The organism is Wocania ichthyoenteri Th78 (genome assembly GCF_000789235.1).
GTDB lineage: Bacteria > Bacteroidota > Bacteroidia > Flavobacteriales > Flavobacteriaceae > Wocania_A > Wocania_A ichthyoenteri.
Genome location: NZ_KN525716.1, coordinates 2,646,698 through 2,672,888, shown reverse-complemented (window position 1 = coordinate 2,672,888; position 26,191 = coordinate 2,646,698). Strand labels below are relative to the sequence as shown.

Below are 26,191 nucleotides of genomic sequence, written 5' to 3'. Positions count from 1 at the left end.
TTAATCTCTATAAACAATATTATTTAGACCAGTCTACCCTAAGTGGTCGCCATAAGTTGTTTTCACTTTTTGAAGCACCTTTTTAATATCTTGCTCTTTTGCTTTTGGATAAATTAACAAAACTTCATCTTTATCAACAATAATATAATCCTGTAAACCGTCAACCACAACAACCTTGTCATTTTTGGTGCGTATCATATTTCCTGATGCATCTTCTGTTAAAATTCTGGAATTCACAACTGCATTTCCTGAGCTGTCTTTATCTAATTTATCGTATAAACTTCCCCAAGTTCCTAAGTCGTTCCAATCAAATTCTGCGGCAATTACAAATACATTTTTTGATTTCTCCATAATGGCATAATCCACCGAAATATTTTCAGCTTTAGCGTAATTATCTCGAATAAAATCGTCTTCAAAATCGGTATTATAAGCACCTATTCCGTTTTTAAATAAAGCATATAATGTAGGTTGATTATTTTTAAATGATGCAACTACACTTTTAACACTCCACATAAAAATACCAGCATTCCATAAAAAATTTCCTTGTTCAATAAAGGTTTTCGCGGTTTCGTAATCTGGTTTTTCTCTAAATTGATTTACCGATTTTATATAAACGTCTTCGAGAGCTTCAGGCTCCAAATTGTATTCAATATAACCGTAACCTGTGTTTGGAAATGTTGGCGTGATACCAAGTGTCATTAAAGCATTGTTTTTAGCACAAAAATCGAAGGCTTGCTGTACATTTTTAGAAAATGCTTTTTCATCTTCAATCCAATGGTCACTCGGTGCAACAATCATAACTGCGTCTGGATTTTCTTTTTGAATTTTTAACGACGCATACAAAATACAAGGTGCTGTATTACGCATTGCTGGTTCTAAAACCACTTGTCGTTTTGTAACCTCAGGAAGTTGCTCGAAAACCAAATCATTATAACGCTCGTTGGTTAAAATGAATATATTTTCCTTTGGAATTAAATGCGCTAAGCGATTAAATGTTTTTTGAATAAGTGTATCGCCTGTTCCTAACATATCGTGAAACTGTTTGGGAAATTCTGCTGTGCTTACAGGCCAAAACCTAGAACCTACTCCACCTGCCATTAATATGGCGTAATAATTTTTGTTTTTCATACTATCTCTTTTGCCACAAATTCACTAATATTTATTTTTAAATAAGTGTAAATTTTGATTTTAACTTAATATTTCTACTTCAGCATTTGGATTGAAAAGATACAACTTTCCTGTTTTAACCTCAACGCATTCATATCGTTTTACACGTTTATTCCCTTTTTTAAATATTTTACCATTGTACAATTTAAAATCCTCTCCAAAAGGCACTTGAAAAACATAATTTTTATCATTTGGTGCATCAAATTGCTTTAATGCTAACGCTAATTTAATATCAGTGTCGCTTGATGCTTTTGGATTTTTAAAATGATTTGCTAAAAGCGGCAACAAATCATTCGGAAAAATATTAGGATTTAAAAACGGTAACATTAAATGTTGAAACGTGCGTTTCCATTCTAAACCGTGTGGTTTAATAAATTTATTATATTCTTTATAGGATTCGAAATGAGCAATTTCATGAATTAATGTTATAAGAAACCTATAATTATTCAAATTTGCATTTATTGTAATTTGATGCTTCCCATTTGGTAATTGCTTATAATCACCATGACGTGTTTTACGCTCATTTTTAATTTTAACCGTCAAGTTATCATGCTCTAAAAGTTTTAAAACTCGCGATATTGCCTCTTGCGGAATGTAATTTTGTAACCCATTTTGCATGATACTAAAATAGTTAAATCCTATGCAATTCTTTTATTGAGATTCATTTTTCAAAGGAATTATTACATTCTTTCGGGAACTTGAATGCCTAAAACACTAAATGCATTTTTAATAGTTAAAGCGACTTTATTTGAAAGTTGTACTCTAAATAGTTTATCCAATTCATTATCTGCTCCTAAAATAGATACGTTTTGGTAGAATGAATTAAATGCTTTAACCAACTCGTACGTATAATTGGCGACTAATGCTGGACTATGTTGCGTCGCTGCATTTTGAATAACTTCTGGAAATAATTGAAGTTGTTTTATAAGCTCCTTTTCTTTGCTGTGTAAAGGCCTTTCAACAATATCATTTACTGGTTTTGAATAATCAAAACCTGCTTTTCTTATTATGGACTGAATTCTTGCATAGGTATATTGAATAAAAGGCCCCGTATTTCCTTGAAAATCTATAGATTCTTTAGGGTCGAATAAAATACGTTTTTTAGGATCTACTTTTAAAATGTAATATTTTAAAGCGCCTAAACCAATGGTTTTGTAAAGTTCTTGTTTTTCAGTTTCAGAGTAGCCATCAAGTTTTCCTAATTCTTCAGAAATCTCTCCAGCGGTTTTAGCCATTTCATCAATTAAATCGTCAGCATCAACAACAGTGCCTTCTCTACTTTTCATTTTTCCACTTGGTAAATCTACCATTCCGTAGCTTAAATGGTAGAGGTTTTTTGCCCAATCGAACCCTAATTTTTTCAGTATTAAAAACAGGACTTGAAAATGGTAATCTTGTTCGTTACCAACCGTGTAAACCATACCGCCAACATCTGGAAAATCTTTAATGCGCTGTATGGCCGTACCAATATCCTGGGTCATGTAAACCGCAGTACCATCTGCTCGTTGTACTATTTTTTTATCTAAGCCTTCATTGGTTAAATCACACCAAACAGATCCATCTTTTTCTTTTTCAAAAACACCTGTTTTTAAGCCTTGTTCAACAAATTCTTTTCCTAATAAATAGGTATTACTTTCGTAATAAAGCGTATCAAAATCGACTCCTAAATTTTTATAAGTAATATCAAATCCTTCATAAACCCAACCGTTCATTTTTTTCCAAAGTGCCACTACTTTTTCATCACCAGCTTCCCATTTTAAAAGCATGTTTTGGGCAGATTGTAAAATTTCAACTATTGAAGTAAATTTTTCTTCTAAAAGTTTTTGAACTTTTCTTTCATATTTGTCAAGTTCAGTTTTAGTCGGTTTATCAAAACTATAAAGAGTTCTAAAGATTTCTATAAATTTTATCCTGGATTCTAAAAAATTTTTCAAATTTAAATCAACAAAAATATAATCTAAATCAGAATATTTTTTATTACCTATTAGATTTTTAAATTCTTCATCATTGATGTTGTTATAATATTTATAAAATTCTTTTAAGGCTAAAGAAATCGCTGTGTAATATTCTTCAGAAAGTTCAGCATCTTTTATTGCCTCATACAAATTGAACTTACCTATTTTTTCTTGCTCATCAAGCTTTTCTTGAATAGAATGACCTACTTCTTTTAAATGTGCTCCAAGTTGACTTTTAAATTCTTGGTCAAACTTTACATAATAATGCCCAACTAACTTATCGCCTTTTCTCAATTCTGGATTTAAAGTAGTCTCAGGAGTTTCTCTTTTACCATCATTTCCTTTATCTGCCAATTCTTTCCAAGCCAGCATACTTTTACAAATATGAATCCCTCTGTCGTTTATAATTTGCGTTTTATAAACTTTTTTTCCGGATGCTTTTAAAATTTCGGCAACACTGTAACCTAACAAATTGTTTCTTACATGTCCTAAATGCAATGGTTTGTTGGTGTTTGGTGAAGAATATTCGACCATTACAGCTTTAGCGTCTTTATTTACAGTTAAAAACCCGTAGTTTTCATCTTCAAGAGTGTCATTAAAAAAACGTGTGAAATACACATCGTTAATTTCAATATTTAAAAACCCTTTTACAACATTAAATGCTTTAACATCATCAATATGTTCAACTAAATAGTTACCAATAGTTTCGCCTATTTGAACAGGATTTCCTTTAATATAACGCAGCATTGGAAAAATGACAACCGTAATATCTCCTGCAAATTCTTTTCTGGTGGCTTGAAATTCTACAGTATCAATTTCTAAATTATATGCTGTTTGTATAGCTTGTTTTACGTGGTTGGATAATATCTCCTGAAGGCTCATTTACTATAACTTTTTAAGTGAGCAAAGATAGGATATTTATTAATTTATAAAGTCTAATTAATTCCAATATTCAAAACGCCTAACTACCTATAAAGTAATCTAACTTAAAAATAATTATTTACCCCAGCTTTTACTTTTTTCCTCCTAAAAAATTTAGAGCTATTGCTACTAAACCTAAAGCAATTGTTATGTAAGAGTTTGTGTTATCTTGCGCCTCTACACTAAAACCGCCGACACTAACTGCAGCTTCTGGAGCAACTAAAGTATAAATTCCGTAGCCTACTAATACAACGCCTACTACTAAAAGAATCATTTTTACATTTTTGTTCATACTAAATTAGTTTAATTTCTATCAAGATAACAAATATTTTAATCATGGTATTAAATAAACTTTACAAGCCTTTAAAAGCAAACAAAAAAACAAAAAACAAAAAAGATGTATTTCGTCGATAAAAGTGTCGTTTTTCCATGTTTTATGCCGTTAATCTATTCGTCGATTTTTTCATAAATTTTTAGCACTCTTTTTATCTAATTTTTTGGTATTAAAACGCAGAAATTAGCTTTATGCATGTCTTTTTACAACTTTTGTTCGGTAAAGCTATTAGTATTCAAAATTTGAAGACTATTTTAAACTAACAAATATTACAGCTTAATAGAGTAATCTTTATTTCCCTCAAATAAAGCCTCTTTATATCATTGCTTTGTTATTGGTGTAATTTAGATATTGTATGAGGAAAATAATTACGTTAATTATATTTTTATCTGTTTGCTCAGGGTTTACTCAAACCAAAGAGCTAGACAGTCTTTCCATACAATTAGCTTATCAAGATCAAGACAGCTTAAAAGTAGACACTTCTCTTAAAATCATAAAATTACTTTTTGAAATAAATGATTTTGACAAAGCAATTAAATACATTATTGAAAGCGAAAAGCTATCAACTAACCTTAATTATCACAAAGGTATTGCTGAAGTAGCTTATTATAAAGCTTTAATTTATGCACAGAAAAATGATTATATAAACGCAGTTAGTGGATATGAAAAATCGAAAACTTTATTTCGTCAATTAAACGATGCTCTTGGTGTTGCAAAAGTTAACAATAGTATTGGTTTACTAGAAATAAAACGTGGTAATTATGCTAAGGGCTTACAATACTCATTATCTGCCATAGAAGAATTAGAAAAGCGAAACTTTACAAACGAACTTAAACTATCATATAGTAATTTAGCAAAAGCCTATTATAACATTAATGCTTTTGACAAGGCTATAGAATTCTATCTTAAAGCTTTAGAAATACAAACACAATTAAATGATGCCAAAGGTATAAATGAATCTAATAGCTATTTAGCGAAGTTATATTCTACTAAAAAAGAGCACAGAAAAGCTATTGAGTATTACGAAAAAGTACTAGCAAATGTAGATACAGATAACGATTCTATTCGCGGAAGTGTTTTTCCGAAATTAGGTGGCGAATACCTAAAGTTTAATGATTATGACAAAGCCACTAAGTACTTAATACAAGGCTATAATATAAATATCCGAAGCAAAGATAAATCTAGTTTATTAACAGTGTTAAATAATCTTGGTGACTTAAACCTACAACAAAAAAGATTAGTTTTAGCCGAAAAACAACTACGAGAAGCTGGTGCCATTGCTAAAGAACTTGATAATAAAAATGAACTATTAAGGCATTATAAATTAATGAAAGCTTTAGATTCTACTAAAAGAAAATTTGATAGAGCTTTTGTTTGGCAACGTGAATATTACAAATTAAAAAACGAATTAAATAAAAATAGTATAAGTGTAAACTTAAAAACTAATGACACGCCTAAACTAGAATTAGACCCTAATTTTGACAAAGAAATACAAATAACAAACGATACCAAAACAGAACCTATAAACGAAGTTACCGCTACAGAAGATAAACAAAAATTTGACAGACTTAAACTAATTTTTTATGCATTACTAGCAGCACTTGCAATAGTGTCTACCTTTTTAGTATTAATTTATTTAAAACGAAATAGTACTATAAAATACACCCAAGAGCTTGAAGAAAAAAATATAAAGATTCAACTACAAAACGAAGCTTTTAAAGAACAAACAAAACATCTAGAAAACGTAAACAATGTAAAAGACAAATTGTTTTCTATTGTATCGCACGATTTAAAAGATTCTTTATCCTCCATTAATGGCTTTATCGATTTACTAAGAGATGGCTCGCTCTCTCGTGAGGAGTTTGATAATCTAATTCCAGAATTAAGCGAAAACGCCAATAGCGCCTCTTTACTTTTGTTTAATTTACTAAACTGGTCTAAATCTCAAATGCATTCGCTAGAGCCTAAACCAAGCCTGTTTGATGTTCAAGAAGTGTTTGAAGACAAAGTAAAGTTAGTTGAGCAACGCTTAGAAAACAAAGGCATTACACTTATAGACCGTTCGTTACGCGATTTTGCTTATGCCGATAGAAGCATGTTTGAAATTGTAATTCAGAATTTACTAGCAAATGCCTTAAAATTTAGCAAAAGCGGAGATACTATTACCATTTCAAATCATATAAGTAATGGTAGCTGCATTGTTAGTGTTGCCGATACTGGTGTTGGTATTTCTAAACAAAACATAGAAAAGATTTTTAAAAACAACACCTTCACAACCATGGGTACTAATAACGAAAAAGGTACAGGTTTAGGGCTTTCTATTTGTAAAGAGTTAATAGAGCTTAATAATGGTAAAATATGGGTAGAAAGCACTCAAAATGTTGGCAGCACATTTTATGTACAATTACCAAAATCTAAACCATCAGCTTAAAATTTCAAACCAAATAGTTTTATGTCTAGGGTGCTACCTAAAGGTCGGGCTTTCCGCTATATCTTTTTTTTACGTCATTGCGAGAAGTGAACAACGTGACAATCAGTTAAATTTTAGTTTCTAATAGAGTGCATATTATTTTTTTCAAAAAATGGATGCCGCATCAATCCCTAACCGCAACCTATTTGCAAATTAAATTTTATGCAAAAACACTTCCGCCATCATACAACGTGCACTACCACCACCACAAGTCTCAATAGTATCTAAAGAACTCGATACTATTTTAGTGTGTTTCTTTAATCGTTCTATTTGAGATACTGTTAACGAATCATATGCTGCTTGACTCATTATTAAAAACAATTCGTTATTTGTGCCTTTTACCTGCAACATGTTGCCTGCAAAACTATTAACCTGAGCTTCGGTAATATCTATTATATCTTTACCGTTTTCTTTTAAATGATTGATAACGTTTTTGCGTTCTTTTTTATCATCAATACTATCCAGACAAATTACAGCAAAAGTTTCGCCTAAACACATCATAACGTTGGTGTGATAAATAGCCATACGTTCTCCGGCAACAGTTTGGTTTGCTGTAAAAATTACAGGCGTATATTCAAAATCTTCGCAAAACTCTATAAATAAATCTTCATCGGCTCGAGGTGATAGCGCACAATAGGCTTTACGATTTACACGATCTAGTATAACACTTCCGGTACCTTCAAGAAACACATCTTCATCTTCGGCACTTGTATAGTCTACTATTTGGTTAATTACAAATCCTTCTTCTTCTAACTGAAATAAAACATCTTCACGTCGCTCTAAACGTCTGTTTTCTGCAAACATAGGATATAAACCAACATTTCCGTTTTCGTGAAACGATATCCAGTTATTTGGAAAAATTGAATCTGGTGTATCAAATTCTTTGGTGTCATTTACAACCACTACATGTACGCCAATACCTCTTAGTTTATCAACATAAGCATCAAATTCTTTTTGCGCTTTGGCATTAATAGTTTCGGGCAATACACCATCAATAGGTTCTTGGTAATAATTATTTACTGCCGTTTGCTCATTCATCCTAAAATTTATAGGACGAATCATTAATATAGAGTTTGTAGTCTGTTGCATTTGTTAAAAAATTTCGTTACAAAAGTATAACTATTTTGCATTATAAAATACGTTTGGAATATGTTTTAAGTTATAATAGAAAGCTTGATTTTATAAGAAAAATTTTCTGAATCCGTTTAACATTAGATAATAAAACATTAAAATGATTTCATACCGAGTCATTAAATGAGCCTTCTAAAAATCAATCTCGAATTAAAGGCATTGTAGAACAACGTAACAAACCTTCTTGTTTTGCAATTTGGGCATAAGGCACTTCTTCAACTGTAAAACCTTGTTCATGCAACCATGTATTTAAACGTGTAAAATTTTGTTCGGAAATAATAATATCTTCAGAAATTGAAAATATATTACTATTCATATTATACATTTCTTCCTTAGTAATTTCGAATACATTTTCCTTTCCAAAGAAATTAAATAACCATTCGTATTCGCTTTCTACTAAAAATCCGTTTTTATGTAAAATCGCTTTATCTGTTCCAATAGGTTGAAAGCAGCAATCTAAATGCAATGCGTTTTCTTTTGCGTTGGTATTAGATTTCCTTAACTCAAAAGCTTTTACCGTTTTTTCTGGAAACAACTCTTGTATAGCTATTACTGCATCCATGTTTGTACGTGCTGTAATATAATCTGAATAATCATCACCTGAATAGGTACCAATAAATATATAGTCGTTCCATGGCATTACATCGCCACCTTCTACGTGACATTCTTCTGGCAAAATAATTCGATCTTCATTTTCAATTTGATTCCATAAATACCTTATAGCTTCAACTTCTTCTTCTCTGTTTGGTAAAATATTAGCTCTAATAATTTTATCCTCAATAACGAAAGCAATATCGCGCGAAAATATTTGATTGCAGTCTTTTATAACTTCTGGTCGGTACACTTTTACATCATACTTTTTAAAAACAGCCGCTACAGCTTCCATTTCTTTAACCATGTCTACTTCTTTTGGATAAGTTCCTGCTATAACATGCTCGATACTTTTTGGGTCGTAACAATCTTCAACTTTAGGTGTTGGACCATTACTTTCTGCTGTACCTAAAACAACGGCTCGTAACCGAGAGGTTTCATTTTTAATATTCAATTTCAACATGATGCAAACGTAAAAAATATATTCTTTTTTTTCGATATTCTCATCAAAAATATTCTTCTATTATTTATTCTTCAAAAAAGTATAAAAATAAAAAAGCTCCATATAAATTTATATGAAGCTTTAAAATATTTTAAAGTTACCTATTTATCTTTTATCTATGGTTTTAAAAGCTCTAAATGTTTCTCCAACATATAATTGCCTTGGCCTACCTATTGGTTCTTTTCTTAAGCGCATTTCTCGCCATTGTGCAATCCAGCCTGGTAAACGCCCTAATGCAAACATTACTGTAAACATATCTGTTGGAATACCCATAGCTCTGTATATTATACCAGAGTAAAAATCTACGTTAGGGTATAACTTTCTTTTTACAAAATAAGGGTCGTTTAATGCTTCTTGTTCTAATCCTTTTGCTATTTCTAAAATAGGATCTTCTACACCTAAATCTGCAAGTACTTCATCGGCAGCTTTTTTAATAATTTTGGCACGAGGATCGAAGTTTTTATACACACGGTGACCAAAGCCCATTAATCTAAATGGATCATTTTTATCCTTAGCTTTTGCCATATACTTTTTAGTGTCGCCTCCATCTTCTTTAATAGCCTCCAACATCTCAAGTACTGCTTGATTAGCACCCCCGTGAAGTGGCCCCCATAATGCAGAAATACCTGCTGATAAAGAAGCAAATAATCCAGCATGCGATGAACCAACAATTCTTACTGTAGACGTAGAACAGTTTTGTTCGTGGTCTGCGTGCAAAATCAATAACTTATCTAATGCATCTACTATTATTTTATTTTGAACATAATCTTCGTTAGGTTGCTTAAACATCATTTTTAAAACGTTTTCAACATAACCAAGAGAATTAGACCCATAATCCAAAGGAAGCCCTTGTTTTTTACGCATAGTCCAAGCTACTAATACGGGAAACTTCCCTAGTATTTTCACAACAGAATTATACATATCTGCTTCAGAGTCAACATTTACCGAGGACGGATTAAAAGCTGTTAAAGCACTTGTAAGTGATGATAACACGCCCATTGGATGAGCGGTCTTTGGAAAAGCATCAATAATTTTTCTTACATCATCATCCACAACAGATTTTGATTTAATATCTGCATGAAATTTATCGTGTTGTTCTTTTGTAGGAAGCTCTCCAAATATTAATAAATAAGCGACTTCTAAAAAGTCTGCTTTCTCTGCTAATTCTTCAATACTATAACCTCGATATCTTAAAATTCCTTTTTCACCATCTAAGAATGTAATTTCACTTTCACAAGAACCTGTATTTTTATAACCCGCATCAATAGTTGTAACACCTCCTGTTACACTTCTTAATGTTTTTATATCTATTGCAACTTCTTTTTCTGTTCCAACAACTATTGGAAACTCGTGTTTTTCACCATTAACTTCTAACGTAGCTTTATCTGACATTGATGTAATTTACTAAAATTATTATTCGAACTGTAAATTTAAGAAAAATAGACAAGTTTATCAATTTGTTCTAGTTATAATAAATATTTATTTTAATGAATATTAGGTCACTTCTTTATACCTAGATAATTTATTTAGAAAACATGATATTTAAAAAAGATAAAACAACTCATTATATAATTATATTCTGATATATAAAGAATATTACATTTTTTTATTTAACATATTTTTAACAGGCATAATCTTATTATTTAACAGTGTATTAACATTTTTCTTACAAAAATATTTTAAATTGTAATATTTAACAATCTAAAACACTAAATATCATGAAGTTAATTAAAAAATTAATATTACCTATTTTTGCTTTATCTCTCGTGGCTCTTGTTTACTCTAATAATATAGAGCAAAATAAAGAGATTACTAACAACCATTATGCTTTCAGTTCATCTTCATCAAGTACATACTCCCTTGGTTTCACTTGGCAAGGAACTGGACCTTATGGTCAAGTAGATGTTACACCTTCTGGAGGAACAGCTCCTTACAAATGGTATAAAGGAAACACCTTACTACAAACAACTTATTCAAGTACAACTACAACTCTTTCTTTTGGTTGCAATGGTGGTGTTCTAATGGTAAAGGATGCTAATAACGATTCATCTAGTGACATCGTTCCACAAGGATGTGTAGATCATGGTGGTGGGCAAGGCAATTAAAATATTAGCCAATTCGTATTTAAAAAGGTTATTTGTAAAACAAAAAGAGATGTTAAGCATAAAAGCTTAACATCTCTTTTTTAATATTAAATTATTTACTCTTATCTACCTAATTTTAAAAGCTTTTTCTTGAGGAAAATAAGCAACTTCTCCTAATTCTTCTTCAATACGCAATAATTGATTGTATTTAGCCATGCGATCACTACGAGATGCAGAACCTGTTTTAATTTGACCTGTATTTAAAGCCACAGCTAAATCTGCAATTGTATTATCTTCGGTTTCTCCAGAACGATGAGACATTACCGAGGTATAACCTGCATTATGTGCCATATTTACCGCTGCAATAGTTTCAGTTAATGTACCGATTTGATTTACTTTAATAAGGATTGAATTAGCTATACCTTCTTCAATTCCTCTAGATAAACGTTCTACATTTGTTACAAATAAATCGTCACCAACTAATTGTACTTTATCACCAATCAATTCAGTTAAATATTTCCAACCTTCCCAATCGTTTTCATCCATACCATCTTCAATAGAAATAATTGGATATTTAGATGCTAATTCAGCTAAGTATTCAGCTTGCTCTTTACTTGTTCTTATAACACCTGTATCACCTTCAAATTTCTTATAATCATACTTGCCGTTAACAAAAAACTCAGCAGAAGCACAATCTAAAGCGATTTTAACTTCGTCTCCAAATTTATATCCAGCGTTTTCAACTGCTTTAGCTATTGTATCTAAAGCATCTTCGGTTCCGCCCTCTAAGTTTGGTGCAAATCCGCCTTCATCACCAACAGCAGTACTTAAATTTCTATCATGTAAAACTATTTTAAGATTATGGAAAATCTCAGTTCCCATTTGCATGGCATGTGTAAAGTTTTTAGCTTTTACCGGCATAATCATAAATTCTTGAAACGCAATTGGAGCATCACTATGCGAACCACCATTAATGATATTCATCATTGGTAATGGTAATGTGTTTGCAGAAACACCACCTACATAACGATACAATGGCATGTTTAACTCGCTAGCTGCTGCTTTAGCTACCGCTAAAGACACGCCTAAAATAGCATTTGCACCTAATTTTGATTTATTTGGTGTACCATCTAAGTCAATCATTATTTTATCTATAAGGTTTTGTTCAAAAACTGAAACACCTATCAACTCATCACAAATAATAGAGTTTACATTATCTACAGCTTTTAAAACACCTTTACCCATATAAGTATTTCCGCCATCACGTAATTCAACTGCTTCATGCTCTCCTGTTGATGCTCCTGATGGTACAGCAGCCCTACCTAATATGTTATTTTCTGTTACTACATCAACTTCAACTGTAGGATTCCCTCTAGAATCTAGAATCTGTCTTGCGTGGATATTAATTATAATACTCATAATTGGTTTGTTTTTAATCGTTTAATTACTTCAAATTTACGCTTAAATATCGTTTTATTTTAGATGTTTTTGAAGAATTTCGCAAAAATACATCTATAACGTTTTAGTAAACAAAAGCCTCAAAAAAAGATAATATTTTTGAGGCGTTTAGGTTATTGTTTTTTTATGTTTTCTATGAATTGGTCGAAAAGATAAGAGGAGTCATGTGGTCCAGGACTTGCTTCTGGATGGTACTGTACCGAAAAACAATTTTTATTTTTCATAGTTAAACCAGCAACCGTATGGTCGTTTAAATGCACATGTGTAATTTCTAAATCTGGATGTGCTTCAGATTCTTCTCTATTAACTGCAAATCCGTGATTTTGTGAAGTAATTTCACCTTTTCCTGTTTTAAGATTTTTAACAGGATGATTAATCCCACGATGCCCGTTATGCATTTTATAGGTAGACACTCCATTTGCTAATGCAATAACTTGATGCCCTAAGCAAATACCAAATAATGGTAAATCTCTTTTAATAATTTCTTTTGCAACGTCTTGAGCTTCTATTAGCGGTTCAGGATCTCCTGGTCCATTTGATAAGAAATAACCATCTGGTTTAAACGCTTCTAAATCTTCAAATTTCGCATTGTAAGGAAACACTTTAATGTAAGCATCTCTATTTGCTATGTTTCTGAGAATATTCTTTTTAATTCCAATATCTAAAGCAGCTACTTTATAAGTAGCATTTTCATCACCAAAATAATAAGGCTCTTTAGTTGATACTTTTGATGCCAACTCTAAACCATTCATTTCTGGAACTTTTGCCAATTGTTTTTTTAAACCTTCTATATTATCAACCTCTGTAGAAATAACGGCATTCATTGCTCCATGATCTCTAATATAACTTACTAATGCTCTGGTATCTACATCAGATACAGCTAGTAGGTTATTGTCTTCTAAAAAGTCTTCTAATGATTTATCTGCAATATCTCTTGAGTATTCATAGCTAAAGTTTTTTACTATAAGTCCTGCAATTTTAATTGAATCTGATTCTACTTCATCTTTATTGGTTCCATAGTTTCCGATATGTGCATTGGTAGCAACCATTAATTGACCATAATACGACGGATCTGTAAAAATTTCTTGGTAGCCTGTCATTCCTGTATTAAAACATACTTCGCCAAATGCTGTTCCTTGCTTGTTACCAACTGCTTTACCGTAAAAAATAGTACCATCAGCTAGAAGTACGATGGCTTTTTGTCTTTTTTGATATTTCATATTTAAAAAAAAGTTTTACAAAATTGCATAAAAAAAAGGATAAACTAAAATAGTTTATCCTTTATATTTTAAATGCTTATTAACATTTATTCTTCTTCCTCGTTTGTTGCTTTAGTCTCAACAACTGGAGCAGCTGCAGGTTTAGAACCTCCTCTTCTACTTCTACGAGTTGTTTTCTTTTCTTTCTTTCCAGCGTTGTAAATTTCGTTGTAATCTACAAGCTCTATCATTGCCATATCTGCATTATCACCTAAACGATTACCAAGTTTAATAATCCTTGTATAACCTCCTGGTCTGTCACCAATCTTAGTAGCTACATCTCTAAACAATTCTGTTACAGCATCTTTCTGTCTTAGTTTAGCCATAACAATACGTCTGTTATGCGTTGTATCTTCTTTAGATTTAGTAATCATTGGCTCAACAAATTGCTTTAATGCCTTTGCTTTAGCTACTGTTGTGTTAATACGTTTGTGCTCTATTAAAGAACAAGCCATATTTGCCAACATTGATTTTCTGTGAGCAGTTTGTCTGCCTAAATGATTGAATTTTTTTCCGTGTCTCATGACATTTGTTTTATCATCTTGCTACCAAACTCGACTTGCGAGGAGCAAAATATGATTAATTAATCTTTATCTAGTTTGTATTTTGATAAATCCATCCCGAAGTTTAAACCTTTAACATTTACAAGCTCTTCGAGCTCTGTTAATGATTTTTTACCAAAATTTCGGAATTTCATTAAATCGTTTTTGTTGAATGATACTAAGTCGCCTAAAGTATCAACTTCTGCTGCTTTCAAACAATTAAGTGCACGAACAGAAAGATCCATGTCAATTAATTTAGTTTTAAGCAACTGACGCATGTGAAGTGATTCTTCATCATAAGTCTCTGTTTGTGCTATTTCATCAGCTTCTAAAGTGATACGCTCATCAGAGAATAACATGAAGTGGTGAATTAATGTTTTAGCACCTTCAGTTAAAGCATCTTGAGGTGTAATTGAACCATCTGTAATGATTTCGAAAACTAATTTTTCGTAATCTGTTTTTTGTTCAACACGGTAGTTCTCAATGCTATATTTAACATTTTTTATTGGTGTATAAATTGAATCTGTAAAGATAGTTCCTATTGGTGCAGCTGTTTTTTTATTTTCTTCTGCTGGCACGTAACCTCTACCTTTTTCAATTGTAATTTCCATATTAAAGTTAACCTTAGGATCTAAGTTACAGATAACTAATTCTGTATTTAATACTTGAAATCCAGAAATAAATTTTTGAAAATCACCAGCTGTAATTTGCTCTTGTCCAGAAATTGAAATTGAAATTGATTCGTTATCAATATCTTCAATTTGCCTTTTAAAACGAACTTGCTTTAAGTTTAAGATGATTTCTGTTACATCTTCAACTACTCCAGCGATTGCTGAAAACTCATGATCTACACCTTCTATTCTAACCGATGTAATTGCAAATCCTTCTAAAGAAGATAACAAAACTCTTCTTAGTGCATTACCTACTGTTAGTCCGTAACCTGGTTCTAGTGGTCTGAATTCGAATTTACCTTCGAAATCAGTAGAATCAATCATGATTACTTTATCAGGCTTTTGAAAATTAAATACTGCCATATTTTCTTCGTTTTAATTGTTATTTAGTTGCGCGATTTAAAAGTTTGAAGAAGACTAGTAAATCCTTTGGCCAAATACCAATGTGATTAATTTATTATTTAGAATATAATTCGACGATGAATTGTTCGTTGATGTTTTCTGGAATTTGAATTCTAGCAGGAACAGAAACATAAGTTCCAGATTTAGTATCGTTATTCCAAGTAATCCATTCGTAAACTTGACTTGAGTTTGACAATGATCTATCAATAGCTTCAAGTGATTTAGATTTTTCTCTAACTGCAACAACATCTCCAGCTTTTAAAGAATATGAAGGTATGTTTACCAACTCGCCGTTTACTGTAATGTGTCTGTGAGACACTAATTGTCTTGCGCCACTTCTAGAAGGAGAAATTCCCATTCTGAATACCACATTGTCTAATCTAGACTCGCAAAGTTGTAATAAAACTTCACCTGTAATACCTTGTGCTGCTCTTGCTTTTTTAAATAAACCTCTAAATTGACGCTCTAAAATACCGTAAGTATATTTAGCTTTTTGTTTTTCCATTAATTGGATTGCGTATTCAGATTTTTTTCCACGACGTCTTGCGTTTCCGTGTTGACCTGGAGGATAATTTCTTTTCTCGAAAGATTTATCTTCTCCGAAAATAGCTTCACCGAACTTTCGGGCTATTTTTGTTTTAGGACCAGTATATCTTGCCATTTTAAATTGTTTTTAAGAGTGATTATGAATTAAGGTCTTAATCTTATCCTTCGATAATCATTTTATCTCTTGTTGATACTTGTTAATTATTTTTTTCAGTTTGCAAATTTACATATAAAAAATTAATATCAACTGCAAAACAATTGATATTAATTCTCATATAATATATTATTAAACTCTTCTACGTTTTGGAGGACGGCATCCGTTGTGTGGTAATGGTGTAACATCAATAATTTCTGTTACTTCTATACCAGCATTGTGGATTGAACGAATAGCAGATTCTCTACCATTTCCTGGTCCTTTTACGTATACTTTTACTTTTTTTAAACCAGCCTCCTGTGCTACTCCAGCAGCATCTTCGGCAGCTAATTGCGCTGCGTAAGGTGTGTTTTTCTTTGAGCCTCTAAATCCCATTTTACCCGCAGAAGACCATGATATTACATCGCCTTTTTTGTTGGTAAGTGAAATTATGATGTTGTTAAAAGAAGCGGTTACATGAGCTTCTCCAACAGCATCTACAATAACTTTACGTTTTTTTGTGCTTGTTTTTGCCATATTCTTTTAGTTTCTAGTTGTTAGTTGTTAGTGTAGAATCCTAGACTTTTACATTTCAGACAGATTCCATCCAACCACTAAATACTAATGACTTTTAATTATTTAGTTGCTTTCTTCTTGTTAGCAACTGTTTTTCTTCTACCTTTTCTCGTTCTAGAGTTGTTTTTAGTACGTTGCCCTCTTAATGGAAGACTTGCTCTATGACGAATACCTCTGTAACACCCAATATCCATTAATCGCTTAATGTTTAATTGAGTTTCAGAACGTAGTTCACCTTCAATGGTAAATGTTCCAACAGCTTCACGAATGCCCGCTATTTGATCATCTGTCCAATCTTGAACTTTAATACTTTCGTCAACTTTAGCTGAAGCTAAAATTTCTTGTGCTCTGCTTCTACCTACTCCGTAGATATAAGTTAAAGAGATTACTCCTCTTTTGTTTTTTGGTATGTCTACACCTGCAATTCTTGCCATAGCTTATCCTTGTCTTTGTTTGAATCTAGGATTCTTTTTGTTTATTACGTAAAGTCTACCTTTTCTGCGCACGATCTTACAATCTGCACTTCTTTTTTTAACTGATGCTCTTACTTTCATCTTTGTACTAGTATCTATAAGTTATTCGAGCCTTTGATAAATCGTAAGGACTCATTTCTAATTTAACTTTATCTCCTGGTAATAATTTTATGTAATGCATACGCATTTTACCAGAGATGTGTGCAGTCACAATATGACCGTTTTCTAATTCAACACGAAACATCGCATTTGACAATGCTTCTATAATGGTTCCGTCTTGTTCTATTGCTGCTTGTTTTGCCATAGTATATATATTAAGCGCTAGCCTTTCTATTTTTACCTGTTTTCATCAAGCCATCATAATGTCTATTTAACAGATAAGAATTTATCTGTTGCATAGTATCAATTGCAACTCCAACCATAATTAATAGTGAGGTTCCTCCAAAAAATAAAGCCCATCCTTGACTAACTCCCATAAGTTTAACAATAAATGCTGGGAACACAGCTATAAGTGCTAAAAATATAGAACCTGGTAAGGTTATTTGAGACATTATTTTATCTAAATATTCAGAAGTTTCAGAACCTGGACGAATACCAGGAATAAAACCACCACTACGCTTTAAATCGTCCGCCATTTTATTGGTAGGTACCGTAATTGCTGTATAAAAATAAGTAAATACTATAATTAATAAAGCAAAAGTTACATTATACCAAAACCCAAACATATCTGAATAGTTTGTTTGCATCCAAGCACCAACTGATGTCTCTTTTAATAGTGAAGAGCCTCCAATTAAACTAGGTACAAACATAAGAGCTTGAGCAAATATAATTGGCATTACACCAGATGCATTAAGTTTTAATGGAATGTATTGTCTTGAACCCGCCATAGCACTTTTTTCGTAACCACCAGATGCTGTTCTTCTTGCATATTGTACTGCTATTTTTCTAACACCCATTACTAACATAATAGAAGCTAAAATAATTACTAGCCAAATAACTAATTCAAAAAGAATCATCATTAATCCACCATTTCCTCCTCCATCAACACGTGTTGCCGCATTTTGTAAAAATGATTGTGGTAATGTGGCAATAATACCAACCATAATTAATAATGAAATACCATTACCAATACCTTTATCAGTAATCTTTTCACCTAACCACATTGCAAAAATACAACCTGTTACTAGTATAGTAATTGATGAGAAATAAAACAATGGTCCTTGTCCTAATAAAAAGGCACTCTGAGGAATACCAAACATAGGCGTTAAACTTGCTAAATATCCAGGTGCTTGTAATAAACAAATGGCAATAGTTAACCAACGTGTAATCTGATTTACTTTCTTTTGACCACTTGCTCCTTCTTTTTGTAATTTCTGAAGGTAAGGAATAGCAATACCCATTAATTGCACAACAATAGAAGCAGAAATGTATGGCATAATACCTAAAGCAAATACAGATGCATTTGCAAATGCGCCACCAGTAAACATATTAAGTATACTTAAAATACCCGTATCAGTTCCTTGTTGTAAGCCACCTAATTGAGCAGCATCAATACCTGGTAAAACCACTTGTGCACCAAAACGATAAACTAATAACAGACCAAGTGTAACTATGATTCTGTTTCTTAGTTCCTCTATTTTCCAAACATTTTTTATTGATTCTATAAATTTCATACTTATAATAAAATATTATAATGTTACAGCTTCTCCTCCTGCAGCTTCTATAGCAGATTTTGCTGAAGCAGTAAACTTATGAGCAGATACTTTTAATTTTGCTTTTAACTCACCTCTTCCCATAATTTTAACTAGGTCGTTTTTACCTGCTAAACGGTTAGTGAATAACGTTTCAAAATCTACTGTATCCTTTATTTTCTTATCATCAACTAGTTTTTGTAAAGTATCTAAATTGATACCTTGATACTCAACACGGTTAATGTTAGTAAAACCAAACTTAGGCACACGTCTTTGAAGTGGCATTTGCCCACCTTCAAATCCTAGTTTCTTAGAATAACCAGAACGGGATTTTGCTCCTTTGTGACCACGAGTTGCTGTACCACCTTTTCCAGAACCTTGCCCTCTACCTATTCTTTTACCTTGGTTTTTTACTGAACCTTCTGCAGGTTTTAAATTACTTAAATCCATTTTCAGTTTATATTTTTAAGCTTCTTCAACAGAAACTAAATGTGAAACTTTAGCAACCATACCAAGTATATTTGGTGTAGCTTCATGCTCTTTTACTTGACCAATCTTTTTAAGACCAAGAGCTTCTAAAGTTCTTTTTTGTCTTTGCGTGCGATTGATTGCGCTTTTAACTTTTTTTACTTTAATCTTTGCCATCTCTGCCTGTATTAAGCGTTAAAAACTTGTTCAAGTGAAATACCTCTGTCTCTTGCAATAGCGTTAGCATCTCTTAATTGTAATAAAGCATCAAAAGTTGCTTTTACCACGTTATGAGGGTTTGAAGATCCTTGAGATTTTGATAATACATCGTGTATACCAACAGCCTCTAAAACCGTTCTAACTGCTCCACCAGCAATAACTCCAGTACCAGGAGCAGCAGGAATAATATTCACTCTTGCTCCACCGTATTTTCCTTTTTGTTCGTGTGGTAAGGTTCCTTTAATAATAGGAATACGTACTAGGTTTTTCTTAGCATCTTCAACAGCTTTTGCAATTGCACTAGCAACGTCTTTAGATTTTCCTAAACCTTGTCCTACAACACCAGCTTCATCACCAACTACAACAATAGCTGAAAAACCAAATGCTCTACCACCTTTAGTTACTTTTGTAACTCTTTGTACACCAACTAAACGATCTTTAAGATCTAATCCACCTGGTTTTACTAATTCTGCACTTTTATATTTTTTAAACATAATTTCTTAGAATTTAAGTCCTGCTTCTCTAGCTCCTTCAGCTAACGATTTTACTCTACCGTGGTATAAATATCCACCTCTATCAAAAGCAATAGTTTCAATACCTGCTTTTAAAGCTTTTTCAGCTACAGCTTTACCTACTAAGGTTGCTACTTCTGATTTATTTCCTTTTGCAGAACTAATATCTTTATCTCTTGAAGATGCTGCACTGATAGTTTTACCAGATACGTCATCAACTATTTGAGCATAAATTTCTTTATTACTTCTAAAAACAGTTAATCTAGGTTTAGTTTCTGTACCAGAAACTATCTTACGAATTCTGTTTTTAATTCTTATTCTTCTTTGGTTCTTTGTTAATGCCATAACTTACTTATTAAGCTGATTTACCTGCTTTTCTTCTTAATTCTTCACCAACAAACTTAATTCCTTTTCCTTTATAAGGTTCTGGTCTTCTAAAACCACGAATTTTTGCAGCTACTTGTCCTACAAGTTGTTTATCGTGAGAAGTAAGTTTAATAATTGGATTCTTTCCTTTTTCACTTATTGTTTCGACTTTTACCTCTGGAGCTAAACTTAAAACAATACTGTGAGAGAAACCTAAGGCTAAATCTAATTTTTGTCCTTGGTTTGATGCTCTATAACCTACACCAACCAATTCTAGTTCTTTAGTCCACCCTTTTGATACACCTTCAATCATGTTATGCATTAATGATCTGTATAAACCATGTTTTGCTTTTTGATCTTTAGTATCAGAAGAACGTGTTACCCAAACACTACCTTCTTCTACTTTTATTTCTATAGAATCGTAATTTTGTGTTAACTCTCCTAATTTTCCTTTTACAGTTACAACGTTATCTTTAACATCAACTGTTACACCTTCTGGAATGGCTACTGGATTATTTCCTATTCTTGACATTTCTTTTAGGTTTTAAATTAGTAAACGTAACATAATACTTCACCACCTACATTATCTCTTTTGGCTTGTTTACCAGTCATTACTCCATGAGAAGTAGACACAATGGCAATACCAAGACCATTAAGGATTCTAGGTAGTTCGTTAGAACCAGCATACTTACGTAAACCTGGTTTACTAATACGTTGAAGTTTCTTAATTACAGGTTCTTTTGTTTCTTTATTGTACTTAAGAGCAATTTTAATTGTTCCTTGTACTGAAGAGTCATCAAACTTGTAGCTTAAAATATATCCTTGTTCGAATAATATTTTAGTGATGTCTTTCTTTAAATTAGATGCAGGTATCTCAACCACTCTGTGGTTAGCACGCACTGCGTTTCTAATTCTTGTAAGATAATCCGCTATTGGATCTGTATACATATTTATTAATTTGCGGTAATGGTTTTCAAAATGAACTATTTCTTTTTTGAACCTAAAACCAATTTATAATTCTTTTTTTACCAACTTGCTTTTCTAACACCTGGTATTAATCCTTGGTTAGCCATTTCTCTGAATGTTACACGAGAAATTCCGAAAGTTCTCATATAACCTTTAGGTCTTCCTGTAAGTTTACATCTATTGTGCATACGTACAGGGGAAGCATTTTTTGGCAACTTTTGTAATGCTTCGTAATCTCCAGCTTCTTTTAAAGCCTTACGTTTTTCAGCATATTTAGCTACTGTCTTTGCTCTTTTTACCTCACGGGCTTTCATTGATTCTTTAGCCATATCTTAGTTCTTTTGAAAAGGTAACCCTAGTTCAGTTAATAATGATTTTGCTTCTTTATCAGTATCTGCAGTGGTTACAAATGTAATATCCATTCCAGAAATTTTGTTCACTTTATCAATGTTAATTTCTGGGAATATAATTTGCTCAGTAACTCCTAAATTGTAGTTACCACGTCCATCAAATCCTGTAGCTTTAATACCGTTAAAATCTCTTACACGTGGAAGTGCAGACGTTACTAAACGGTCTAAAAACTCATACATTCTCTCACCACGTAAAGTTACTTTAACACCAATTGGCATTCCTTTACGTAATTTGAATGATGCAACATCCTTTTTAGATAATGTAGATATCGCTTTTTGTCCAGATATAGTAGTCACTTCTTCTACTGCGTAGTCGATTAACTTTTTGTCTGCAACGGCTGCTCCAACACCTTTAGATATTACTATCTTAGTAAGTTTAGGAACTTGCATTACATTTTTATATCCAAATTCGTCTGTAAGAGCTGCAATTACTCTGCTTTTATACTCTTCTTTAAGTCTAGGTGAATATGCCATAACTATATTACTTCATTAGATTTTGTTGAAAATCTTACTTTTTTATCGCCTTCTACTCTATAACCAATTCTTGTTGTTTCTCCTTTTGAAGTTAACAATGATAAATTAGATATATGAATAGCAGCTTCTTTCTCTACGATTCCACCTTGAGGATTTTGTGCACTTGGTTTAGTATGTTTCTTAACCATGTTTACACCCTCAACAATCGCTTTGTTCTTTTCTATAAATACTTTTTGCACTTTACCTTCAGATCCTTTATGATCTCCAGCAATTACCTTTACAGTATCTCCAGTTTTTATTTTAAGCTTTCCCATCTTAATTATTCTGTATTAAAGCACCTCGGGTGCTAATGATACAATCTTCATGAATTGTTTATCACGAAGCTCTCTAGCAACAGGACCAAATACACGTGTTCCTCTCATCTCACCCGTTGGGTTCAATAAAACACAAGCGTTGTCGTCAAATCTTATATAAGATCCGTCTGGTCTTCTTACTTCTTTCTTAGTACGAACAACTACTGCTGTTGATACTGCCCCTTTTTTAATGTTTCCATTGGGAGTCGCATCTTTTACTGAAACAACAATTTTGTCTCCCACAGAAGCATATCTTCTTTTAGTTCCTCCTAAAACACGGATAGTCAAAACTTCCTTTGCTCCAGTGTTGTCTGCTACTTTTAATCTTGATTCTTGCTGTACCATAATTATTTAGCTCTTTCTAGGATTTCTACTAATCTCCAACATTTAGATTTACTTAAAGGTCTTGTTTCCATGATCTTTACTTTATCACCAATATTGCAATCGTTTGTTTCGTCGTGTGCTACGTACTTTTTCGTTTTTAACACGAATTTTCCATACATAGGATGTTTTACTTTTTTAACTTCTGCTACAACTATTGATTTTTGCATTTTGTTACTAGTAACAACTCCTATACGTTCTTTTCTTAAATTTCTTGTTTCCATCTTTCAGCAGAATTATTGTAATTCTCTTTTAGTTAATTCAGTCGCAATTCTAGCTACAGTTCTTCTTATTGAACGTAATTGAATTGGATTTTCTAAAGGAGATATTGCATGAGCCAATTTTAGGTCTGAATAACTCTTTTTTGTTTCACCAAGTTTTTCTTGTAACTCAGCTACAGATAATTCTTTAATTTCTGATTGTTTCATAATATCAAATAAATTATGCTTCGTAATCTCTAGCGATTAAAAACTTAGTTTTTACTGGTAACTTTTGTGCTGCTAAACGTAATGCTTCTTTTGCAACGTCTAATGGCACTCCACCAATTTCAAATAAAACTCTTCCTGGTTTAACAACAGCTACCCAATATTCAACGGCACCTTTACCTTTACCCATACGTACTTCAAGAGGCTTTTTTGTAATAGGCTTGTCTGGAAATATTTTAATCCAAAGTTGTCCTTCTCTTTTCATGTAACGTGTAGCGGCAATACGAGCTGCTTCAATTTGACGCGATGTTAAAAAATTCGAGTCTAATGCTTTTATTCCAAAAGTTCCGTTTGAAAGTTGGTGACCTCTACCTGAGTTCCCTTTCATACGTCCTTTTTGTTGCTTACGAAATTTTGTTCTTTTAGGCTGTAACATTTTTCTTTACTTTATAAAAAATTACTTTCTACGACGAGGTCCTTTATTTCCACCACGTCCTCCGGCTCCACCTTTTCCTTGCTTCTTAGATAATCCAACAAGCGGAGAAAGTTCTCTTTTACCATATACTTCACCTTTCATGATCCATACTTTAACACCCAACCTACCGTAAGTAGTGTGTGCCTCAACTAAAGCGTAATCAATATCGGCTCTAAAGGTTGATAAAGGAATACGTCCTTCTTTGTAGTGTTCAGAACGTGCCATTTCAGCACCATTTAAACGTCCACTAATTTGGATTTTAATTCCTTCAGCATTCATACGCATTGTAGCAGCAATAGCCATCTTAATTGCACGTCTGTATGAAATTCTATTTTCAATTTGACGAGCGATGCTTGATCCTACTAAAAATGCATCAAGTTCAGGTCTTTTAATTTCAAAGATGTTAATCTGAACTTCTTTTCCAGTAATTTTTTTAAGTTCTTCTTTTAACTTGTCTACCTCTTGTCCGCCTTTCCCGATAATAATACCTGGTCTTGCAGTAGTGATAGTAACGGTTACAAGCTTTAAAGTTCTCTCAATAATTACTCTACTTACACTAGCTTTAGATAAACGTGCGTGAACGTATTTTCTAATTTTATCGTCTTCAGCAAGCTTATCTCCATAATCATTACCTCCGTACCAGTTAGATTCCCATCCTCTGATAATTCCTAAGCGATTCCCGATTGGATTTGTTTTTTGTCCCATATCTATCTTAGCTTTGTGTATTATTGTTTGCTCCAACTACGATTGTTACGTGGTTTGAACGTTTTCTTATTCTGTGTGCACGACCTTGAGGTGCTGGACGTAATCTTTTTAACATAGATCCGCTATCAACCTTAATCTCTTTTACAATTAATTCAGCCTCTTCAATATTTGCTTCTTCATTTTTAGATTGCCAGTTTGCAATTGCAGACAATAACAATTTCTCTAAACGACCAGATGCTTCTTTTTGGTTGAATTTTAAGATATTAAGTGCATGTTCTACTTTTTCGCCTCTTACTAAATCGGCTACTAAACGCATTTTTCTCGGTGATGTAGGACAGTTATTAAGTTTAGCAAAAGCAACATGTTTTTTTGCTTCCTTAATAGCGTCTGCCATTTGTTTTTTACGAGTTCCCATAGCTTACTACTTTTTACCTTTATTTTTAGCACCTGCATGTCCACGGAATGAACGTGTTGGTGAAAATTCTCCTAATTTATGACCTACCATGTTTTCAGTTACATAAACTGGTACAAATTGACGGCCATTATGTACAGCTATAGTTTGTCCAACAAAATCTGGAGTAATCATAGAGGCTCTTGACCACGTTTTGATTACTGTTTTTTTATTGTTTTCAACATTAACAGCTACTTTCTTCTCTAATTTATAATGAACGTAAGGTCCTTTTTTTAATGATCTTGCCATGTCTTATTTCTTTCTACGTTCTACAATATATTTATTACTTGCTTTAGTCTTAGAACGGGTTCTATAACCTTTAGCTGGTATACCGTTTCTAGAACGAGGATGTCCACCTGAAGATTTACCTTCACCACCACCCATTGGGTGATCAACTGGATTCATTACTACTGGTCTAGTACGTGGTCTTCTTCCTAACCATCTTGTTCTACCTGCTTTACCACCAACTAATAATTGATGATCTGAGTTAGAAACAACTCCTATAGTAGCCATACAGTTAGCAAGAATTAATCTTGTTTCTCCTGAAGGTAACTTAACCGTAGCAAACTTACCATCTCTTGCCATTAACTGAGCAAAAGCACCAGCACTACGAGCCATAACAGCTCCTTGTCCTGGACGTAACTCTACGCAAGAAATAATAGTTCCTAATGGAATTTCACTTAATGGCATTGAGTTTCCAATTTCTGGAGCAACACCTTCTTTCCCAGACACTAGATTTTGTCCAACCTGAAGTCCATTTTGAGCAATAATGTATCTTTTCTCGCCATCTTGATAGTTCAATAAAGCGATAAAAGCTGTTCTGTTTGGATCGTATTGAATTGAAGCTACTTCAGCAGGAATCCCAGCTTTGTCTCTTTTAAAATCGATAATACGATACTTTTTCTTATGACCTCCACCTATGTAGCGCATGGTCATTTTTCCTCGATTGTTTCTACCACCAGACCTTTTATTCGGAACGAGTAAACTCTTTTCCGGCTTATCAGTAGTAATGGCATCGTAACCGTTTACTACTCTAAATCGCTGTCCTGGTGTGATTGGTTTTAATTTTCTTACTGACAT

Annotated in this window: 35 protein-coding genes and 2 pseudogenes; 2 read left to right on the top strand and 35 right to left on the bottom strand. The window is 32.6% G+C overall.

Going from position 1 to position 26,191, the window contains the following annotated elements; genetic code table 11:
- Positions 1-33 precede the first annotated feature (33 nt).
- From RG22_RS11590 to RG22_RS11575, 5 genes and pseudogenes are all read right to left on the bottom strand, one after another.
- Complete coding sequence (locus RG22_RS11590) at positions 34-1,128, bottom strand: mannose-1-phosphate guanylyltransferase (RefSeq protein WP_034043381.1); 1,095 nt, start codon at positions 1,126-1,128, stop codon at positions 34-36.
- 60 nt (positions 1,129-1,188) lie between these two features.
- The gene (locus tag RG22_RS11585) at positions 1,189-1,785 is read right to left on the bottom strand and encodes a SprT-like domain-containing protein (protein WP_034043379.1); all 597 of its coding nucleotides are present in this window, start codon (positions 1,783-1,785) and stop codon (positions 1,189-1,191) included.
- Positions 1,786-1,847: 62 nt separating this feature from the next.
- Positions 1,848-3,020: pseudogene (argS, locus tag RG22_RS11580) on the bottom strand (arginine--tRNA ligase); the annotation flags it as partial.
- A gap of 495 nt (positions 3,021-3,515) precedes the next feature.
- Positions 3,516-4,004 (bottom strand): annotated as a pseudogene (gene argS / locus RG22_RS18250) (arginine--tRNA ligase domain-containing protein); the annotation flags it as partial.
- A gap of 130 nt (positions 4,005-4,134) precedes the next feature.
- Positions 4,135-4,335 (bottom strand): hypothetical protein, encoded by a 201-nt coding sequence (locus RG22_RS11575; RefSeq protein ID WP_034043376.1) that lies wholly within the window; start codon positions 4,333-4,335, stop codon positions 4,135-4,137.
- A 397-nt stretch (positions 4,336-4,732) separates the two neighbouring features.
- Between RG22_RS11575 and RG22_RS11570 the strand changes: the two genes are divergently transcribed.
- Positions 4,733-6,808, top strand: coding sequence for a tetratricopeptide repeat-containing sensor histidine kinase (locus tag RG22_RS11570; RefSeq protein ID WP_034043374.1), 2,076 nt, complete (start codon positions 4,733-4,735; stop codon positions 6,806-6,808).
- A gap of 192 nt (positions 6,809-7,000) precedes the next feature.
- Here RG22_RS11570 and ctlX read toward each other — a convergent pair whose 3' ends face one another.
- From ctlX to RG22_RS11555, 3 genes are all read right to left on the bottom strand, one after another.
- Positions 7,001-7,936 carry a citrulline utilization hydrolase CtlX gene (ctlX, locus tag RG22_RS11565; RefSeq protein ID WP_034043373.1) on the bottom strand — a complete coding sequence of 312 codons (936 nt, stop codon included), beginning with the start codon at positions 7,934-7,936 and terminating at the stop codon, positions 7,001-7,003.
- Between the two features lie 181 nt (positions 7,937-8,117).
- Positions 8,118-9,032 carry a dimethylarginine dimethylaminohydrolase family protein gene (locus tag RG22_RS11560; RefSeq protein WP_034043372.1) on the bottom strand — a complete coding sequence of 305 codons (915 nt, stop codon included), beginning with the start codon at positions 9,030-9,032 and terminating at the stop codon, positions 8,118-8,120.
- 144 nt (positions 9,033-9,176) lie between these two features.
- Positions 9,177-10,463: a citrate synthase gene (locus tag RG22_RS11555; protein WP_034043370.1), complete on the bottom strand. Its 1,287-nt coding sequence runs from the start codon at positions 10,461-10,463 to the stop codon at positions 9,177-9,179.
- Positions 10,464-10,789: 326 nt separating this feature from the next.
- Between RG22_RS11555 and RG22_RS11550 the strand changes: the two genes are divergently transcribed.
- Complete coding sequence (locus RG22_RS11550) at positions 10,790-11,176, top strand: hypothetical protein (protein WP_034043368.1); 387 nt, start codon at positions 10,790-10,792, stop codon at positions 11,174-11,176.
- A 105-nt stretch (positions 11,177-11,281) separates the two neighbouring features.
- Here the strand turns inward: RG22_RS11550 and eno are convergent, their stop codons facing one another.
- The 27 genes from eno to rplB form a co-directional block, all read right to left on the bottom strand.
- Positions 11,282-12,574 carry a phosphopyruvate hydratase gene (eno, locus tag RG22_RS11545; protein ID WP_034043366.1) on the bottom strand — a complete coding sequence of 431 codons (1,293 nt, stop codon included), beginning with the start codon at positions 12,572-12,574 and terminating at the stop codon, positions 11,282-11,284.
- Positions 12,575-12,726: 152 nt separating this feature from the next.
- Positions 12,727-13,833 carry a glutamine-hydrolyzing carbamoyl-phosphate synthase small subunit gene (gene carA / locus RG22_RS11540; protein WP_034043363.1) on the bottom strand — a complete coding sequence of 369 codons (1,107 nt, stop codon included), beginning with the start codon at positions 13,831-13,833 and terminating at the stop codon, positions 12,727-12,729.
- 86 nt (positions 13,834-13,919) lie between these two features.
- Positions 13,920-14,396: a 50S ribosomal protein L17 gene (gene rplQ, locus RG22_RS11535; RefSeq protein ID WP_034043360.1), complete on the bottom strand. Its 477-nt coding sequence runs from the start codon at positions 14,394-14,396 to the stop codon at positions 13,920-13,922.
- 59 nt (positions 14,397-14,455) lie between these two features.
- Positions 14,456-15,448 (bottom strand): DNA-directed RNA polymerase subunit alpha, encoded by a 993-nt coding sequence (locus RG22_RS11530; RefSeq protein WP_034043352.1) that lies wholly within the window; start codon positions 15,446-15,448, stop codon positions 14,456-14,458.
- Between the two features lie 94 nt (positions 15,449-15,542).
- Positions 15,543-16,148, bottom strand: a complete 606-nt coding sequence (rpsD, locus tag RG22_RS11525) for a 30S ribosomal protein S4 (RefSeq protein ID WP_034043349.1) — start codon at positions 16,146-16,148, stop codon at positions 15,543-15,545.
- Positions 16,149-16,319: 171 nt separating this feature from the next.
- Positions 16,320-16,703 (bottom strand): 30S ribosomal protein S11, encoded by a 384-nt coding sequence (gene rpsK, locus RG22_RS11520; protein WP_034043346.1) that lies wholly within the window; start codon positions 16,701-16,703, stop codon positions 16,320-16,322.
- Positions 16,704-16,801: 98 nt separating this feature from the next.
- Positions 16,802-17,176: a 30S ribosomal protein S13 gene (rpsM, locus tag RG22_RS11515; protein ID WP_034043343.1), complete on the bottom strand. Its 375-nt coding sequence runs from the start codon at positions 17,174-17,176 to the stop codon at positions 16,802-16,804.
- A 3-nt stretch (positions 17,177-17,179) separates the two neighbouring features.
- Positions 17,180-17,296, bottom strand: a complete 117-nt coding sequence (gene ykgO / locus RG22_RS17675; protein WP_013305171.1) for a type B 50S ribosomal protein L36 — start codon at positions 17,294-17,296, stop codon at positions 17,180-17,182.
- A 7-nt stretch (positions 17,297-17,303) separates the two neighbouring features.
- Positions 17,304-17,519: a translation initiation factor IF-1 gene (infA, locus tag RG22_RS11510; protein ID WP_028289261.1), complete on the bottom strand. Its 216-nt coding sequence runs from the start codon at positions 17,517-17,519 to the stop codon at positions 17,304-17,306.
- A gap of 10 nt (positions 17,520-17,529) precedes the next feature.
- Positions 17,530-18,888, bottom strand: coding sequence for a preprotein translocase subunit SecY (gene secY / locus RG22_RS11505; RefSeq protein ID WP_034043339.1), 1,359 nt, complete (start codon positions 18,886-18,888; stop codon positions 17,530-17,532).
- A gap of 15 nt (positions 18,889-18,903) precedes the next feature.
- Positions 18,904-19,356, bottom strand: a complete 453-nt coding sequence (gene rplO / locus RG22_RS11500) for a 50S ribosomal protein L15 (RefSeq protein WP_034043336.1) — start codon at positions 19,354-19,356, stop codon at positions 18,904-18,906.
- A 15-nt stretch (positions 19,357-19,371) separates the two neighbouring features.
- A complete protein-coding gene (gene rpmD, locus RG22_RS11495; RefSeq protein ID WP_019386285.1) occupies positions 19,372-19,551 on the bottom strand; it encodes a 50S ribosomal protein L30 in 180 nt (59 codons plus the stop codon).
- A gap of 11 nt (positions 19,552-19,562) precedes the next feature.
- Complete coding sequence (gene rpsE, locus RG22_RS11490) at positions 19,563-20,087, bottom strand: 30S ribosomal protein S5 (protein WP_034043333.1); 525 nt, start codon at positions 20,085-20,087, stop codon at positions 19,563-19,565.
- A 6-nt stretch (positions 20,088-20,093) separates the two neighbouring features.
- Positions 20,094-20,450: a 50S ribosomal protein L18 gene (rplR, locus tag RG22_RS11485; RefSeq protein ID WP_034043330.1), complete on the bottom strand. Its 357-nt coding sequence runs from the start codon at positions 20,448-20,450 to the stop codon at positions 20,094-20,096.
- 10 nt (positions 20,451-20,460) lie between these two features.
- Positions 20,461-21,003 (bottom strand): 50S ribosomal protein L6, encoded by a 543-nt coding sequence (gene rplF / locus RG22_RS11480; RefSeq protein ID WP_034043327.1) that lies wholly within the window; start codon positions 21,001-21,003, stop codon positions 20,461-20,463.
- 17 nt (positions 21,004-21,020) lie between these two features.
- Entirely contained in the window at positions 21,021-21,419 is a 399-nt protein-coding gene (gene rpsH, locus RG22_RS11475; RefSeq protein WP_034043323.1) for a 30S ribosomal protein S8, read from the bottom strand.
- Positions 21,420-21,496: 77 nt separating this feature from the next.
- Entirely contained in the window at positions 21,497-21,766 is a 270-nt protein-coding gene (gene rpsN, locus RG22_RS11470; protein WP_034043320.1) for a 30S ribosomal protein S14, read from the bottom strand.
- 3 nt (positions 21,767-21,769) lie between these two features.
- The gene (gene rplE / locus RG22_RS11465) at positions 21,770-22,321 is read right to left on the bottom strand and encodes a 50S ribosomal protein L5 (RefSeq protein WP_034043317.1); all 552 of its coding nucleotides are present in this window, start codon (positions 22,319-22,321) and stop codon (positions 21,770-21,772) included.
- A 2-nt stretch (positions 22,322-22,323) separates the two neighbouring features.
- Positions 22,324-22,635 (bottom strand): 50S ribosomal protein L24, encoded by a 312-nt coding sequence (rplX, locus tag RG22_RS11460; RefSeq protein WP_034043314.1) that lies wholly within the window; start codon positions 22,633-22,635, stop codon positions 22,324-22,326.
- 15 nt (positions 22,636-22,650) lie between these two features.
- Positions 22,651-23,019 (bottom strand): 50S ribosomal protein L14, encoded by a 369-nt coding sequence (rplN, locus tag RG22_RS11455; protein ID WP_019386277.1) that lies wholly within the window; start codon positions 23,017-23,019, stop codon positions 22,651-22,653.
- A gap of 2 nt (positions 23,020-23,021) precedes the next feature.
- On the bottom strand, positions 23,022-23,279 hold the full coding sequence (gene rpsQ / locus RG22_RS11450) for a 30S ribosomal protein S17 (RefSeq protein ID WP_034043311.1): 258 nt from the start codon (positions 23,277-23,279) through the stop codon (positions 23,022-23,024).
- Between the two features lie 12 nt (positions 23,280-23,291).
- On the bottom strand, positions 23,292-23,483 hold the full coding sequence (rpmC, locus tag RG22_RS11445; protein ID WP_034043309.1) for a 50S ribosomal protein L29: 192 nt from the start codon (positions 23,481-23,483) through the stop codon (positions 23,292-23,294).
- Positions 23,484-23,496: 13 nt separating this feature from the next.
- Positions 23,497-23,916 carry a 50S ribosomal protein L16 gene (gene rplP / locus RG22_RS11440; RefSeq protein WP_034043306.1) on the bottom strand — a complete coding sequence of 140 codons (420 nt, stop codon included), beginning with the start codon at positions 23,914-23,916 and terminating at the stop codon, positions 23,497-23,499.
- Between the two features lie 21 nt (positions 23,917-23,937).
- On the bottom strand, positions 23,938-24,660 hold the full coding sequence (rpsC, locus tag RG22_RS11435; protein WP_034043304.1) for a 30S ribosomal protein S3: 723 nt from the start codon (positions 24,658-24,660) through the stop codon (positions 23,938-23,940).
- Positions 24,661-24,667: 7 nt separating this feature from the next.
- Complete coding sequence (rplV, locus tag RG22_RS11430) at positions 24,668-25,075, bottom strand: 50S ribosomal protein L22 (protein WP_034043302.1); 408 nt, start codon at positions 25,073-25,075, stop codon at positions 24,668-24,670.
- A gap of 6 nt (positions 25,076-25,081) precedes the next feature.
- Positions 25,082-25,360 (bottom strand): 30S ribosomal protein S19, encoded by a 279-nt coding sequence (rpsS, locus tag RG22_RS11425; protein ID WP_034043300.1) that lies wholly within the window; start codon positions 25,358-25,360, stop codon positions 25,082-25,084.
- Positions 25,361-25,363: 3 nt separating this feature from the next.
- The gene (gene rplB / locus RG22_RS11420; protein ID WP_034043297.1) at positions 25,364-26,191 is read right to left on the bottom strand and encodes a 50S ribosomal protein L2; all 828 of its coding nucleotides are present in this window, start codon (positions 26,189-26,191) and stop codon (positions 25,364-25,366) included.